The sequence below is a fragment of the Methanomicrobiales archaeon HGW-Methanomicrobiales-1 genome (assembly GCA_002839675.1).
GTDB lineage: Archaea > Halobacteriota > Methanomicrobia > Methanomicrobiales > Methanospirillaceae > Methanoregula.
Genome location: PGYM01000001.1, coordinates 337,365 through 352,776 on the forward strand (window position 1 = coordinate 337,365; position 15,412 = coordinate 352,776).

The following is a 15,412-nucleotide window of genomic DNA, read 5'->3' on the forward strand; positions in this document are numbered from 1 at the left end:
CGCTGTACATCATATTCCAACGTGGGTTCGTAGCTCAGTTCGGTAGAGCGCCTGGCTTTTAACCAGGTGGTCAAGGGTTCAAATCCCTTCGGGCCCGTTGCCACGAGCAATCGTGGGTTTTTTGCGGTGATGCATCTGAGAGGAAATCTGTTTATCCGGGAGGGGGTTTTTCATTGAGCACCAAACTGAATGTGTTGAAGCACGCTATGGTGCCAGACCATGAAATCATGAGTGAGGAGGAGGTATCTGCACTCCTCACCACTTACAACATCACTACTGAACAATTACCAAAAGTATTCCATGACGATCCTGCGGTCAAAACTATCGGCGCACAAGCCGATGATGTGATAAGAATTATCCGTGTGAGCCATACAGCCGGCAGGGCTGAATCGTATCGTCTCGTGGTAAAGAGACCCAAGAAATAATTCCGGGGGGGATTAAGTCTGATTGACAGAAGTATTTTATCGAGGGCATATTTTTCACGGGAGCATGTTGCGCGCCACCAGCTTGACTCTTATAATTATTTTCTAAAGCACAATCTTCAGAAAGTGGTAAACGAACAGCGGATCATCGAGACGGATATCGAGAACCGCGGCAAGAACAACGAGGCTGTCTGGGTTGAACTCGGTGAGATAACGGTAAAAAAGCCGCTCGTCAGGGAAGCGGATGGTTCGCAGAGCGAATTATACCCCTGTGAGGCACGGCTGCGCAACCTGACGTATGCCGCCCCTATCCAGTTAGGCCTGACTCTCGTGCATGGTGAGGAACGGCAGGAAGCGATCGTCACTACAATCGGACAGCTTCCTGTCATGATCGGTTCAACATCCTGCAATCTCTATGGCATGGACGATGCCCAGCGCGTTGCCCATGGAGAGGATGCTTTCGATCCCGGCGGATATTTCATTGTAAACGGTACCGAGCGCGTGCTCATGACCTTAGAAGACCTTGCGTCCAACAAGATCATGACCGAGTTTACTGAGCGCTACAGTGAACGCATCTATGTAGCAAAGGTTTTCTCGCAGTTCCGCGGATACCGCGCACTGGTGGTTGTTGAACGCAACAAGAAGAACCTGCTCGAAGTTTCATTCCCGTCCGTTGCCGGTCACCTGAAATTTGTCGACCTGATGCGTGCACTGGGCATGATCAATGACCAGGAAGTTGTCAATGCGGTCTCGACCGATGAAGACATCCTGACGTTCATGATGCAGAACCTCGAAGAGAGCGAGTGTGACTCCGTTGACGGAGGTGTCATGTACGTAGGTAAGAAACTGGCACCCAACCAGACAAGGGATTACCAGCGCAAGCGGGCTGAATTCGTGCTGGACAACTATCTCCTGCCCCATCTCAACTACTCCATGCCAGCCACTTTAAAGGAAGGCGACGAGGGATACCAGGAAGCGGTTCTCTCGGTCCGGCTTGCAAAGGCCCATTTCCTCGGGCGCATGGCAGAGGCCTGTTTCGATCTCGTGCTGAACAAGCGCAGGATCGATGACAAGGACCACTACTCCAACAAACGGCTCAAACTTGCCGGAGACTTAATGGAAGATCTCTTCCGTATTTCCTTGAACAGGCTGACCCGTGATATCAAGTATCAGCTCGAACGCGCCAGCATGCGGCACCGCGATCTCTCGATAGGGACTGCCGTGCGTGCCGATGTGCTGACCGAGCGCCTGCTCCACCCGCTTGCCACTGGTAACTGGGTTGGCGGAAGGACCGGTGTCTCCCAGCTTCTCGACCGTATCGACCACATGGCCGTGCTCTCGCACCTGCGCCGTGTGATCTCACCGCTCTCCCGTTCACAGCCTCACTTCGAGGCCCGTGACCTGCACCCGACCCAGTGGGGTCGGATCTGCCCGAGCGAAACCCCTGAAGGTCCGAATTGTGGGCTTGTCAAGAACTTCGCCCAGATGGTCGAGATCAGCAAAGGTGTGGATAACGAAGAAGAGATCATGCAGATTCTCCACAACCTTGGCGTGGAACAGATCAAGGGTGAGTCACGATGAAGAAATCACGCGTATTTGTTGATGGTGCCCTCGTCGGACTCGTAGATGACCCGAAAGCACTGGTTGCCAGTATCCGGGCCATGCGCCGCCAGGGCGCTATCGCTGCGGAAGTAAACGTCTCCCACAAGGAATACAATGGGGACGTTGTCATTCTCACTGACCGTGGCCGTGCCCGTCGCCCGCTCATTGTCTTGAAGAACGGCGAACCTCTCATCACCGACGCGGACCTCCAGAAACTGGCCAAAAAAGAAATTGATATCTCCTGGTTTGTCCAGCGCGGGATGATAGAGTTCCTCGATGCAGAGGAGGAAGAAGATCTCCTCATCGCAATGAACTTTGACAAGATCACGCCCGCTCACACCCACCTTGAGATCGACCCCTCCCTGATCCTCGGTATTGGTGCAGCACATGTTCCATTCCCCGAGCACAATGCAAGTCCGCGTGTAACGATGGGCGCAGGAATGGTCAAGCAGGCTCTCGGTTTCGGGTGCGCCAATATGAAGCTCCGCCCCGATACCCGTGGGCACCAGCTGCACTATGTGCAAAAACCGCTCACCCACACCCAGACATCAGAATTGATTGGTTCAGATGACCGCCCTGCAGGACAGAACTTTGTGGTTGCGATCCTCTCTTACGAAGGCTACAATATTGAAGATGCGCTCATCTTCAACAAGGCCTCCATCGAGCGTGGGCTTGGGCGTTCCCACTTCTACCGTACCTACGAAGGAGAAGAACGCAGGTATCCCGGCGGACAGATTGACCGCATTGAAGTTCCTGAAGAGGAAGTTGCCGGTGCCCATGGTGCCGAGTCCTACAAGAACCTTGACGAAGACGGAGTCATCAACCCCGAGACCGTTGTAGCCGAGAAGGACGTGCTGATAGGCAAGACCTCCCCGCCCCGGTTCCTTGAAGAACCAACCGGTGAATTGATCGCCGTTGAAAAGCGCCGCGACACTTCAGTTACGATGCGCAGCAACGAACATGGTATTGTTGACACTGTGATCATCACCGAGGGCGAGAACAGTTCACGGCTGGTCAAGGTGCGCACCCGGGATCTCCGTGTACCGGAAGTTGGCGACAAATTCGCATCCCGGCACGGTCAGAAAGGAGTTATCGGGCTTATCACCCCTCAGGAAGACATGCCGTTCACCGAGAGCGGACTCTGCCCTGACCTTGTGATCAACCCCCACGCCATCCCGAGTCGTATGACTGTCGGTCACATGCTCGAGATGATCGGGGGGAAAGTCGGGTCACTGGAAGGACGACGTATCAATGGTACCGCATTCGGTGGAGAGAGCGAGGCAAATATCCGGGCATCCTTAAAGGCGCTCGGATTCTCCCACAATGGCCGCGAGGTCATGTATGACGGTATCACCGGCAAGATGTTCAAGGCCGATGTGTACATCGGTGTGATCTACTACCAGAAACTTTACCACATGGTATCGTCGAAGATGCATGCCCGGTCCCGTGGACCGGTGCAGGTGCTCACCCGGCAGCCGACTGAAGGACGTGCCCGTGAGGGTGGTCTCCGGTTCGGTGAGATGGAACGTGATGTCATGATCGGACACGGCGCGGCAATGGCGTTGAAAGAACGCCTGCTGGACGAGTCTGACAAGGTGCAGGAATATGTCTGTGCCCACTGCGGTATGGTTGCAATGCTCGACCGCAAGCGCAACATGACCCGGTGCCTTGCATGCGGCAACGAGACCGATATCTACTCGGTCGAGATGAGTTACGCGTTCAAGCTCCTGTTAGATGAGATGAAGAGTATGGGAATTGCACCCAGGTTGAAATTACAGGACGTGGTGTAAGATGCCATCCCCAAAACGAATCGGACAGATTGAGTTTGGTCTGTTATCCCCCAAAGAGATCCGCGAGATGAGCGTGCGGAAGATCATCTGGGCAGACACCTATGATGACGACGGGTTCCCCTATCCCCAGGGTCTGATGGACCTGAACTTAGGGGTCATAGACCCCGGTCTCCGGTGCAAGACCTGCGACCAGAAGGCCAGCGAATGTCCCGGGCATTTCGGGCACATCGAGCTTGCAAAGCCGGTCATCCATGTCGGGTATACCCGGTTGATACGGAAACTTCTCCGTGTCACCTGCCGCTCCTGTGGTCGTGTGCTGTTAAGCCCCGAAGAGATCGAGAAGGTGGTCGGAACAGAAGACGACCAGACCGGCGACCTGCTCTCAGAAAAAGATGTGAAAAAGGAACGCATCTGCCCCCACTGCGGCGACCAGCAGCTCAAGATCAACTTCGAGAAACCGACAACATTTTCCGAAGTGGTTGTTGAGGACGGCAAAAAGGTGGAGCACAAGCTCACCCCTGCCGACATTCGCTCCCGCATGGAAAAGATCCCCAACGAGGACCTGATCCCGCTGGGTATCAACCCTGATGTAGCCCGTCCTGAATGGACGATCCTCACCGTGCTTCCGGTACCTCCGGTTACGATGCGCCCGTCGATCATCTTGGAGAACGGACAGCGTTCAGAAGATGACCTGACCCATAAGCTGGTGGATATCATCCGTATCAACCAGCGGTTCAAGGAGAACCAGGATGCAGGAGCCCCCCAGCTGATCATCGAGGATCTCTGGGAACTGCTCCAGTATCACGTTACCACGTATATGGACAATGAAGTGGCAGGCTGCCCTCCGGCACGCCACCGCAGCGGCCGCCCGTTAAAGACCCTCTCGCAGCGTCTCAAGGGTAAAGACGGCCGGTTCCGTGGTTCACTCTCCGGTAAGCGTGTGAACTTCTCATCCCGTACCGTTATCTCCCCCGACCCGAACCTGTCAGTACGTCAGGTCGGTGTCCCCCGGGCAGTAGCAAACGAGATGACCATTCCCGTGCGTGTCACCATCCATAATATCGAGGAACTCAAGCAGGTAGCACGGACCGGCCCCGTCCGCCCGGATGTCAATTCACCCTGTGGTGCAAACTATGTCATCCGCCCGGATGCCCGTCGTCTCCGGCTTGCTGAAGGCAACCTCGATACGGTTGCTGACATGATCGAGCCCGGCTGGACGGTCGAACGGCAGCTCAGGGATGGCGATGTTGTGCTCTTCAACCGTCAGCCCTCACTGCACCGCATGAGTATCATGGCCCACCGCGTCAAGGTCATGGAAGGCAAGACGTTCCGTCTCAACCCGGCTGTCTGTCCTCCGTATAACGCCGACTTTGATGGTGATGAAATGAACATGCACGTGCCCCAGACAGAAGAGGCGCGTGCGGAAGCCACCATCCTCATCTCCGTGCAGGAGAACATCCTGTCACCCCGTTTCGGCGGTCCCATCATCGGCGGTATCCATGACCACGTCTCGGGTATCTTCATGCTCACGCATGATATGCGCTGGTTCACCAAGGAAGAAGCACTCTATCTCCTCCGGTATTCCCGCATTGAACGCATGCCGGCACCGGGTAAAGTAGAGGACGGGGTAGAATACTGGAGCAACAAACAGGTATTCTCCAGTATTCTCCCCGACAGCCTCAACATGGTCTTCCAGGCAAGCTCCTGCCAGAACTGCGATACCTGCAAAAAGGAACTCTGTGAACGTGATGCATATGTCAGGATCTTTGACGGCATCCTTGAATCAGGCACGATTGATAAGAAGGCAGTCGGTGCATTCGACGGTCAGATCGTCAACCGTATCATCCGCCAGCAGGGCATGAGCCGGGCAACTGATTTCATCGATGACATGACCAAGCTCTCGATCCGTGCGATCATGTTCGATGGGTTCTCGTTCGGTATTGATGACGAAGACCTGTCCAAGACCGAGTACGGCCAGATCGATGAGATTCTCAAGAATGCAGCGCTCGATGTTGACCGCCGTATCAAGATTTACGAAGACGGACAACTCGAACCCATGCCCGGGCGTACTGTCGAAGAGACGCTCGAGATGCAGATCATGCAGGTGCTCGGAAAAGCCCGTGACCTGACTGGTCAGATTGCAGGCCAGCACCTTGGTCTCGGTAACAGCGCCGTGCTGATGGCCGTGTCCGGTGCCCGTGGTTCGATGCTCAACCTGACCCAGATGGCCGGTTGTATCGGCCAGCAGTCCGTTCGTGGAGAACGTATCGTCCGTGGTTATGATGACCGGACGCTCCCTCACTTCAGGAAAGGAGAGCAGGGCTCGGATGCACACGGGTTCATCCAGCACAGCTACAAGGGCGGGTTAAACCCGACCGAGTTCTTCTTCCACGCAATCGGTGGCCGTGAAGGTCTCGTCGACACGGCCGTTCGTACGTCCCAGAGCGGGTATCTCCAGCGCAGGTTAATCAATGCGCTGCAGGACCTCAAGGTGGCGTATGACGGCACGGTCAGGACAACCGGTGGCAGGATCATCCAGTTCGAGTACGGTGAAGATGGTACCGATCCGACCAAGAGCGCCTTTGGCGACCCGGTCGATGTCAAGGGTATCGTTGAGAGTATCTTAAAGGAGGAAGTCTGATGGTGCTCGCAGATAAATACGACAAAAAAATCGAGGCCGCAAACCTCCCGGTCAAGACAAAAGACCAGCTCCGCAAGTTCCTTGCAGAAAAAGAGATCACCGATACCCAGTTCAAGCAGATCATTGAACGGGTCATCAAGGAGTACCTCTCGACAAGGATCGAGCCCTGCGAAGCAGTCGGGGTCATTGCCGCCCAGTCCATTGGTGAGCCCGGTACCCAGATGACGATGCGTACATTCCACTATGCGGGTGTCGCTGAAATCAACGTTACCTTAGGTCTCCCGCGCCTTATCGAGATCATGGATGCAAGAAAAGAGCCCAGCACGCCGACCATGACGGTATATCTCGAAGAGGATTACCGCAACGACCGTGACCGGGCCCGTGAAGTCAGCTGGCAGATCGAAGCTGCTCCCCTCCATGAGTTCGGGGATATCACCACGGACATGGAGAACATGCACGTGGTCGTGCACCTGAACACCAAGGTCTGTGAAAAGCGTAAGATCTCCCCCGACGAGATCATGGAAGTCGGGCCCAAGAAGATCCGTGACCGCAGGCACTACCGTGACTTCGAGCACGATATCGACGTGGATAAAGCTACCATCACCTTCTCTCCAAAAGACAAGGAAAGTTACCAGAATCTCTTCCAGCTCGCAGAACACGTCAGGAATGTGATTGTGCAGGGCATTGACGATATCCTCCGGGTCGTCGTCAGGAAGGAGGGAGGAGAGTATATACTTTATACTGAAGGCTCCAACCTTAAAGACGTATTTGATGTGGCTGGTGTGGACACTACCCGTACCCGTACCAATAACATCAGTGAATGTGCATCCGTGCTCGGTATCGAAGCAGCCCGGGAAGCAGTCATCCATGAAGCGGTATCCACGCTCAATGAGCAGGGTATCCTTGTGGATGTCCGCCATCTCATGATTGTTGCGGACATGATGTGCATGGAAGGCGAAGTCAAGCAGATCGGACGTCACGGCATTGCTGGCGAGAAAGAGAGCGTTCTTTCCCGTGCAGCATTTGAAGTGACGGTCAATCACCTGCTGGATGCAGCCGTTGCAAATGAAGTAGATGAACTGAGCGGCGTTACCGAAAATGTCATTGTCGGTCAGCCGATCCAGCTCGGAACCGGCGATGTAAAACTCATCGCAGTCAGACAACACGACAATTAATATTTAAAAACACGAGGAATTTTACATGGATTTTAATGCTTCACTCAGAAGAGCCATCAAGACCGGTAATGTAATTCTTGGCCAGAACAACACCGAAAAATGTGTTAACGAAGGCAAAGCCCAGATGATTGTTATTGCAGGTAACTGCCCGGCAGACTTCAAGTCAAAGATTACCGCTACAGAGAACCTCTTCATCCACACCTTTGAAGGTTCGAGCGTTGCGCTCGGAAAAGCCTGCGGAAAGCCGTTCATGGTCAGCACGCTTGCGATCGTCAGCCCTGGCGAATCAGATATCCTGTCCCTGAAGAGGGCATGATATGGTCGAAGTCAAACTTACTGAAGACTGTATGCGTCTGATCTCTCAGTTCGAGAGCCTGACCGGCGCGGGAAGCCGCGACTGTGTGATGGATGAGCGCAATGCCCGCCTCATCTTTGTGATCAACCCCGGTGATATGGGACTTGCGATTGGCAAGAAGGGAGCCTCGATCAAGAAGGCTTCCGAAGTTATGGGTAAGAAGATCGAAGTTGTTGAGTACAACAACAATGTGGAGCAGTTCATCAAGAACTGTTTCCTGCCCGCACAGGTCACCTCCCTCATATTCGAGGGTGAAGGCAGCGAGCAGACCGTTCAGGTTGAGGTCCGGGACGAAGACCGGGGTATTGCAATCGGCAAGGACGGGAAGAACATCTTCAAGGCTAAGAAGCTTGCCCAGCGCCAGTACGATATCGCCGATGTGCAGATTCTCCAGAAAGAGATGGACGATCAGCCCGCAGACGAACAGTCACAACTGTAAATTTTCTTTTTTTGCATTTTTTAAAAAACGGTTATTCCATCCTCTACCTGTCGGTCTTCATTAAGGAAAATAAAAACGGGCTTGGAGGGATTTGAACCCTCGACATCCGGGTTAGAAGCCCGGCGCTATGTCCAAGCTAAGCCACAAGCCCCCTTGGTGCCTGATAACTACGTTCTCTGGGATAATTAATCTGATTCATGCGGGCACTGGTTTGCGCAATAAAAGAGAATATTTTGTCTTCCTTTTTCCAATGTTCTTGTCCGGATGCCCTGAGCACCTTTTGGGGGGAATCGTCACTGTCCATCATCCGTCACTGTGATCGGGAACCCGGACAAGCGGCCCAGAAGTAAGAACCCTTTCCTATTCACCATTTCAATGGTTCTTGTGATTTGCGTAAGAACCCATTTGGATCTCAATGCTGGTACGTGCGCGATGCAAAAACCCGGATCCGATTTGCGCAAAAAAATTTTCAATCGATCTCCGGAAATTTTTTTTCAATCGACCCCTCAGCCCCTGCCTGAAATTTTTTAATCAGACCTTGATTGTATTTTCCGGACTCTCACGTCGGAGAACGAAATTTTTTGTCGCTTGTACATGCATTTTGTCGGATAATTATCCGATAATCGCCTCATCAACTGACACCTCATGTACACGATTGAAATTTTTCAGGCAGGGTCTGACTAAAAAAATACGGAAAAAGGGAACCTGTGCATTGAAAACGAGCGCTGAAATGTGATACTGGCTCGTGCCTCCGGAACGGTATGGTATCATTTCCCAGAGTGTCAAGGGGGATATTGAAAAGCACCGGAACTCCATCTCTCACTTCCCGTACTACCCTAGCATTTTTTCCGGTTGAGGGGGAATTTACCTTCTCACGGGCGGTAATTCCGGGAGGAGCCCTTGAACCCGGAGAAAGGGAGATGATACCTTCTCCGGCAGCAGCATATCGGAACAATGGATTGCGGCCTTTCTTATACCGGTTAGAGGATCACAGGGTTTTGCCTTTTGTCCGCTATGGATAGAGAAGGCAGAAATGCTGGCAGAAACACGAAGTCGTTTGTAGTAAAACTCTTGAACATTCGTTATTGGCTCACAAAAGTGATTTAATAAAATTTATCAAATGCAGGGTTGAAATTTATTTCATTCGTTTTCACGAAAGGAATGCCTGATATGAAAAAAATCTATTTCTTGATGTGTATCGCATTGTTATTTTTGTTACTCCCGTGTGTTGTATCTGCTTTTACAGTAACAGGGGTCACTGTAAATCCTACTGGCTATCTCACTTCCGGCACTTCAGTGAGCGTAATGTATCGTGTTGATTGCTCTGGTTTCCCTTCTGGTGATGAATTGCGAATGAGTACAGATCTCGACAATCCTCAGTGGGCTCCAACTCTTATTGTAAATGGGGTAGAAAATGTGCGCCCAGTACAGACTGGAAGCATCTCTTCAATAACCGGTTTTGAACTCTCCTATAAATCAGGTGATGAAGTGAGCGTAAGAATAGTATTAACTGGAAATGTTCCCGTAAATCCCTCACCTAGTCAGAATTTAATGTTGATTCAAGAATTAGATTACTCTGGTAATGTTATTTCAAGTAGTGTATATACGCTTTCGATGCCTGTAACTCCTACACCTACCCCCACTCCCACATATGGAAGCATTGGTGTATCCTCAACTCCCTCTAGTGCTAATATCTACCTTGATAATGAGTACAAAGGATTGACAACTCTCAATATGAATAATGTAGCCAATGGAAATCATATTGTCTTGGTTAGACTCACCGGTTATCAGGATTGGACACAGACTGTGGCAGTTCTCGGCAATTCAACATCCCTTTCAGCAACTCTTGTGGCAATAACAAATACAACTACAACCACTACTACTGTCACACCCACTCCAGCAATAAATTCAACCACTAACGGCACCATTGACGTAAAATCCTCCCCCACCAGCTCAAAGGTATTCCTGAGTTCTAACTATTGGGGGGATACTCCCCTGACACTCGATAACATCACGCCGGGTACCTACACCGTTCAGGTGCAGAGAGCCGGCTACAATATTTATTCAGAGAGCGTCAAGGTAACCGCCGGGAACACCTCTTATGTAACCGCATCGCTCGTTCTTTCCCCTGAGGTGACCACGGTCACGACAACCGTTCCCACAACAACCATCACAACCGTAAGAACTACCGCAAAATCCACGGCAAAAATCCCCACACCCTGGCCGAGTGACACACCGACACCGGCATCGCCCGTCAGTATCCTCGCGATTCTTGGTGCAGTCGGCGTTGGGTTTGTTGTACTGAGAAAATACTAATTAAAAAAATATTTTTTTTATCCCGCGTGATAGCAGCCAGATTTGAGCACTTCCACTTCTGTCGGTGACATGACCCCTTCGTGGAAGACTTCCTTGATGACCGAGGAGGCACAGTACTTCACCTGCACACGGGCAGACATGCGTTCACGCTCCTCGTAATACAGGCCATGGTTGAACTCAACGATCCGCTTCATCGAGATCGCAGTCGAGAGCACGTACACACAGATCCCGGTATCGCTTGGGCCTAAGTCTACGAGATCGATCGAGGTCATAAAAATATGAGTTTCCGGACCCGGTTCTACGGTGGCAATGGTCGCGATATTATGGGCGCTCTGCAGCTCGATGGTGCGGGGCTTTCCTGCTTTGAGATCCCTGATAACATCCGGTGAAATTCCGGTTAACGCAGCACATCTCATTGCAGTCACCCGTACATGATGAGATCTTTTTTCGGCGACTGTTCAGCGGACTGCTGCACTTCGTCAGAGATCTTCTGCATGCTCTGCTCGATCTCCACGGCCTGGTCGATGAGCGGTTTCATATCGAGGCTGAGATTGTACATCTTATTGAGCACCTCAATGGTTGCCGCTGCTGCACGTGGATCAGGGGCATTTACGGTCTCTCCCAAAAGACCGTACCCCGGAATGCCACGGGCTTTACATTCCGTCAGGAGGCTGGATGCAACGCCCGAAATACTCCCGATCGGCAGTAACAGGGTATGCTCCTCGATCCGCTTGAGTGCGTCCTTGGTTGTGGCAACCCCAAAAACCCGTTTCTCCGGTTCGTTTGTTATAATACCGGCGATCGTGAGCACCTCTTTGGGTTTGAACGGTTCGAGCCATTCGATAATGTCGCGGGAGGTCTCGTAACAGATCATGGGATGGATGGGGATATCTGCAACAATAGCAGCGATATCGTTTTTCAGGTAGATCCTGACCGGGTCATTGATCACGCCATTGTTCATCATCGCAAGCGGTGGGAAATACTTTGAAGTCATGGTTCCGATCTGCTCAAACTCCAGCTGATCGACCATGTACTGCAGCGCGATGGTCCCGACAAGCCCGCTCCCGGGAAAGCCGATCAGTACCGAAGCACCATTCAGGGGAAGCGGTTTTGAGATGACATTGATGTCTTTTTTCGGTTTAATCTCAATCAGGTCATTCCGAATAGTATCGAGACGTGAAACGATCTCAGTTTTGGACTCAGGGGCGTCTGCCGTCATTAGATTAACATACACGCACTACCTAAAAAATAGTATGCAGGAGTATCCAATCAAACGCGGGCTGACAAAAGATCTCGAGACCCGGATCGTTGCTGAACTCAAGACCTGTTTCGGTGTAGAACCGGAAAAATCTGCCAAGGGGTACCGGATAAAATTCGGTGCGCTCAAGCGACTCGATGTAACTCTGGGTGCGGATGGAAAGTCGGTTATTATCGATACCGAATCGGAGATGAGTGTGAGCGATGAGATTATCATCGATACGAACAAGCGTTTCCGGAAATACCTTGATACGATCACCGGGTTCTCATCCAAGGAACGGATAAAGCGGGCAAAGAGTTCCGTAGAGTAATAGTATTCCCATGGTTACTGGTGAAGCCTTTCGGGAGGATTTACCTAAAAGGTAACCGGTTCTGCCATCCTGCGGTGTTGTCTTCACCCGTTGTTCCGGCACCGCAGTAACTGAATGGACCCGTAAACCCCGGGGATTTGTGACGCGGAACCGCATGCTTCCGTTGATTACCAATTTTCCTTTTCGTGCAGTGCATCTCCATCCCCCCGCCACGGCGATAGTGACCGGCTGTATCCCCCCGCTTGTTTTGCGCGGAGAGATGGTCCATGTCATCCTGTTTCATCGTCATGATCTGTCTCTTTTTATTGCCCTGTAATCGCCCGACCGGCATTCATATCTGACAAAATGGAATGCTCTTTATGTACAACGTTCAACTTCTGTAGTGATCAGTATGCCATTCTGTCCTGAATGTGGAAAACCCGTAGCCCCGAAGGCAAAATTCTGCCGGAACTGCGGGGCATCCCAGCTGGATGATGCCCTCTCCGCTTCCGTCCCCGCACCCGTGGCAGCACCCATAGCTCCCCTGGTCGCCGTCCCCCCACTGCCCCCGGTACCTGAAAACATTTCTCATCCTCCGGATACCTTTATTCCGCCCCCGGTTCCGGTTCGGCCGGTTGCCCCGCTGGTGTGCAGTTCGTGCGGTTCTCCCCTATCCCCATCAGAGAAGTTCTGCGGGATCTGTGGGGCAAGCGCCGGGCAGATCGTTCCGCCCGCACCCTCCCCATCAACCCCGGTATATATGGCTCCTTCTCCTCCGGCACCGGCAGCCCCGGTGTCCCCGGTTATAGGACAACCATCCGGGGTCCGGACCTGCAAAGCCTGCGGGAACATAATCAAACCTGGCGATAAGTACTGCAGCAAATGCCTTGTCATTGTGCGGGACAACCCTCCACAGGTCACTGCCCCTCCCCCCTCCCCCGTACAACCTTCTCCCGAAGCGGCTTCTGGCTCCTACATCTGTGCCTCCTGCGGCAGTCCTGTCACCGGCACTGAAAAATTCTGTGGCATCTGTGGTGCACTTGTGGTAGCTGCCCGTGTTCCTGCAGCTGTGCCCCCACAACCCGTCCAGAAAACCTGTAGTGCCTGCGGAGCTCCTGTCAGTGACACCACAAAATTCTGCGGGGTGTGTGGAGCCCCTGTTGGCGTTTCCTTTCGCCCCGCTGAAGTAGTCCCGCCCTTCCCGGTTCCAGCAGCTCCGACCGCTCCTGCGCCCGGTATGCCCGGTACTGAGGAGATGATCGGGGTGATCGGCAACACCCGGAAGATGAAGTTGTTTGGGGCTTCGTGGGATACCTATAATATTATTGTCACCAGTCGTCGGATGATCCTGGCCCAGATGACCACTGCGATGGTAAATGCAGCTATCATGGAAGCCCAGCAGCAGGCAAAAGCCGAAGGCAAGGGATTTTTTGCCATTGCCAAAGACCAGATGGCGGCCTCTTTCCAGTTCCCCCTGCGATATGAGACAATGCCCCCCGAACAGGCCCTTGCAGAGACCCCGGGTAATTTTGCCCTGGAAAATGCCCGGATAACGGCCATCCACCTCAAGTTACAGGGCGGGGATTCCGATGATAACAGTGCCCGCGAATTCAGGATTATTATTGAGTCCATGGACGGGAAATACGAATACGTGATCGCTGAGAACGAACGGTATGTCAATATTCTCAAGGCCGCCTATAGTGACCGGCTGCACATGCCGTTTGGATACTACAATGTCGGCGGAGCACGGATCAAACTGTTCTGATTCAAACACTCTTTTTAATCCCTGAAATCTGTTTAAAAATCAGGGTCTTCTCTTCACCAGTGTCAATAATAATCCGCCCATGGTTGCGATCATTGCAACCGCCGGAGTTAACGGAGATTTCGTGGGGGCGGGCAGTGTTGTCACCGGCACCGAAGTGACCTGTGTTACGATAACGGTTGTTTCTGGTGTGGGTACGGATGGAGAATACGTGTATCGCGCTGAAGTCGGAATCACCGTTATTAGTTCAATGTTCTCCGGTTCGGGTGAAAGCGTGTACCCGTTGAGTGCATATTCATCGGCAACCACGATGCGCTTCCCGTCCGGGCTCACGGCGAGCGAACGGGAATGAATGATGGTATCCATCTGCTTTTTTGCCAGGAGTCTTCCCCCGTGGTCCAGCACGTACAGGTTCTGGTCAATTCCTGCTGCAACAATCACACTGGCATCCTGCGAGACTGCCACGGTATTGACCCATTGTCCGGCAGGATACGACCAGTGGACCGTTCCGTACCGATCCATGGCCTGGACGCTGCCGTCCTGGTTGCCGATTACAATAACGGAACAGTCATACGAGCAGCCAATGCCGGTGATCGCATCACCGGTGATATCGTTCATCCAGTTGAGAACGCCGGTGTTCGTGTGCGAAGAGACTCGTTTTCCGCCGGAAGTGATGATAGTTGAACCATCGTATGAGAAGAGAATATCGGTATCAATAGTGCCATTTTTGGTATCCGACCAGACGGGATCAAGGGCCGGTGTCATGAACTGCAGGCCGGTTTCCGTTGTTGCGACCACGAGTGTTCCTTTCGGCGAGATGGCAAGTTGTTTAACGAGCGAAGTCACGTTCCGTGCATAAAACTCGCCGTTCCTGTACCATGAATTGATATACCCGTTGTCATCGGCAGAGACGACAAGCGCACCGTCCGGGGAGATTGCCAGCGCCCGCACCGCGCCGCCCATGGAACGGGCCCATCGTTCCGTCCCGTCCTTATTGAGCATCACAAGCCTGGTTCCCAAACCATAGACTGTATAGTTGCCGTCTGCGCTCATTGCAGCGACACCCCCATAGCGTCCTCCCCAGTGCTGCTCCCCGTCCCAGCTCCGGACATACATCTGGTTGCCACCGGCAAAGACTGTTGAACTATCTGAAGAGAACATCAGTCCCGAGAATGGCGAACCCTCTACAGAATTGCGCTCTTTCCAGTCGGGGCTGATACCTGCGGCCGCCATGGCCGTGTTTGCTAAACAGAAGATGAGAATTACCGCTGTTGCAAGAACAATACGCATTCCCGGTGACATGAAGTATCCTACAAAAGGATGATTGTACAAGGTTATCTGGCTTGTGGATGAAAAAAGAGGT

At 52.6% G+C, this 15,412-nt stretch carries 14 protein-coding genes and 2 tRNA genes; 11 read left to right on the plus strand and 5 right to left on the minus strand.

Going from position 1 to position 15,412, the window contains the following annotated elements; translation table 11 throughout:
• Nucleotides 1-23 precede the first annotated feature (23 nt).
• The 8 genes from CVV30_01745 (at nt 24) to CVV30_01780 (ending at nt 8,424) form a co-directional block, all read left to right on the plus strand.
• Nucleotides 24-97 (plus strand) — tRNA-Lys (locus CVV30_01745).
• 76 nt (nt 98-173) lie between these two features.
• Entirely contained in the window at nt 174-425 is a 252-nt protein-coding gene (locus CVV30_01750; protein PKL70115.1) for a DNA-directed RNA polymerase subunit H, read from the plus strand.
• 33 nt (nt 426-458) lie between these two features.
• Nucleotides 459-2,003, plus strand: coding sequence for a DNA-directed RNA polymerase subunit B'' (locus CVV30_01755; GenBank protein ID PKL70116.1), 1,545 nt, complete (start codon nt 459-461; stop codon nt 2,001-2,003).
• On the plus strand, nt 2,000-3,814 hold the full coding sequence (gene rpoB / locus CVV30_01760; GenBank protein PKL70117.1) for a DNA-directed RNA polymerase subunit B: 1,815 nt from the start codon (nt 2,000-2,002) through the stop codon (nt 3,812-3,814). The genes CVV30_01755 and rpoB overlap by 4 nt, the downstream gene beginning before the upstream one ends.
• A gap of 1 nt (nt 3,815) precedes the next feature.
• A complete protein-coding gene (gene rpoA1, locus CVV30_01765; protein ID PKL70118.1) occupies nt 3,816-6,455 on the plus strand; it encodes a DNA-directed RNA polymerase subunit A' in 2,640 nt (879 codons plus the stop codon).
• Complete coding sequence (gene rpoA2, locus CVV30_01770; protein ID PKL70119.1) at nt 6,455-7,630, plus strand: DNA-directed RNA polymerase subunit A''; 1,176 nt, start codon at nt 6,455-6,457, stop codon at nt 7,628-7,630. Before rpoA1 ends, rpoA2 begins: the two co-directional genes overlap by 1 nt.
• Nucleotides 7,631-7,655: 25 nt before the next feature.
• Entirely contained in the window at nt 7,656-7,946 is a 291-nt protein-coding gene (locus CVV30_01775; GenBank protein ID PKL70120.1) for a 50S ribosomal protein L30e, read from the plus strand.
• 1 nt (nt 7,947) lies between these two features.
• Complete coding sequence (locus tag CVV30_01780) at nt 7,948-8,424, plus strand: NusA-like transcription termination signal-binding factor (protein ID PKL70121.1); 477 nt, start codon at nt 7,948-7,950, stop codon at nt 8,422-8,424.
• Nucleotides 8,425-8,500: 76 nt separating this feature from the next.
• On the opposite strand, the gene CVV30_01785 is transcribed toward CVV30_01780, so the two are convergent.
• Nucleotides 8,501-8,575, minus strand: a tRNA-Arg gene (locus CVV30_01785).
• Between the two features lie 1,010 nt (nt 8,576-9,585).
• Between CVV30_01785 and CVV30_01790 the strand changes: the two genes are divergently transcribed.
• A complete protein-coding gene (locus CVV30_01790) occupies nt 9,586-10,740 on the plus strand; it encodes a hypothetical protein (GenBank protein ID PKL70122.1) in 1,155 nt (384 codons plus the stop codon).
• A gap of 17 nt (nt 10,741-10,757) precedes the next feature.
• Here CVV30_01790 and CVV30_01795 read toward each other — a convergent pair whose 3' ends face one another.
• Nucleotides 10,758-11,156: a DUF473 domain-containing protein gene (locus CVV30_01795; protein ID PKL70123.1), complete on the minus strand. Its 399-nt coding sequence runs from the start codon at nt 11,154-11,156 to the stop codon at nt 10,758-10,760.
• Nucleotides 11,157-11,161: 5 nt separating this feature from the next.
• On the minus strand, nt 11,162-11,959 hold the full coding sequence (locus tag CVV30_01800) for a proteasome assembly chaperone family protein (protein PKL70124.1): 798 nt from the start codon (nt 11,957-11,959) through the stop codon (nt 11,162-11,164).
• A gap of 34 nt (nt 11,960-11,993) precedes the next feature.
• Here CVV30_01800 and CVV30_01805 point away from each other — a divergent pair, with 34 nt between their 5' ends.
• Nucleotides 11,994-12,308, plus strand: a complete 315-nt coding sequence (locus tag CVV30_01805) for a hypothetical protein (protein PKL70125.1) — start codon at nt 11,994-11,996, stop codon at nt 12,306-12,308.
• Between the two features lie 40 nt (nt 12,309-12,348).
• Here CVV30_01805 and CVV30_01810 read toward each other — a convergent pair whose 3' ends face one another.
• Nucleotides 12,349-12,639, minus strand: coding sequence for a hypothetical protein (locus CVV30_01810; GenBank protein ID PKL70126.1), 291 nt, complete (start codon nt 12,637-12,639; stop codon nt 12,349-12,351).
• Between the two features lie 51 nt (nt 12,640-12,690).
• Between CVV30_01810 and CVV30_01815 the strand changes: the two genes are divergently transcribed.
• Entirely contained in the window at nt 12,691-14,052 is a 1,362-nt protein-coding gene (locus CVV30_01815; GenBank protein PKL70127.1) for a hypothetical protein, read from the plus strand.
• A gap of 39 nt (nt 14,053-14,091) precedes the next feature.
• Here CVV30_01815 and CVV30_01820 read toward each other — a convergent pair whose 3' ends face one another.
• Complete coding sequence (locus tag CVV30_01820; protein PKL70128.1) at nt 14,092-15,339, minus strand: hypothetical protein; 1,248 nt, start codon at nt 15,337-15,339, stop codon at nt 14,092-14,094.
• Nucleotides 15,340-15,412 lie beyond the last annotated feature (73 nt).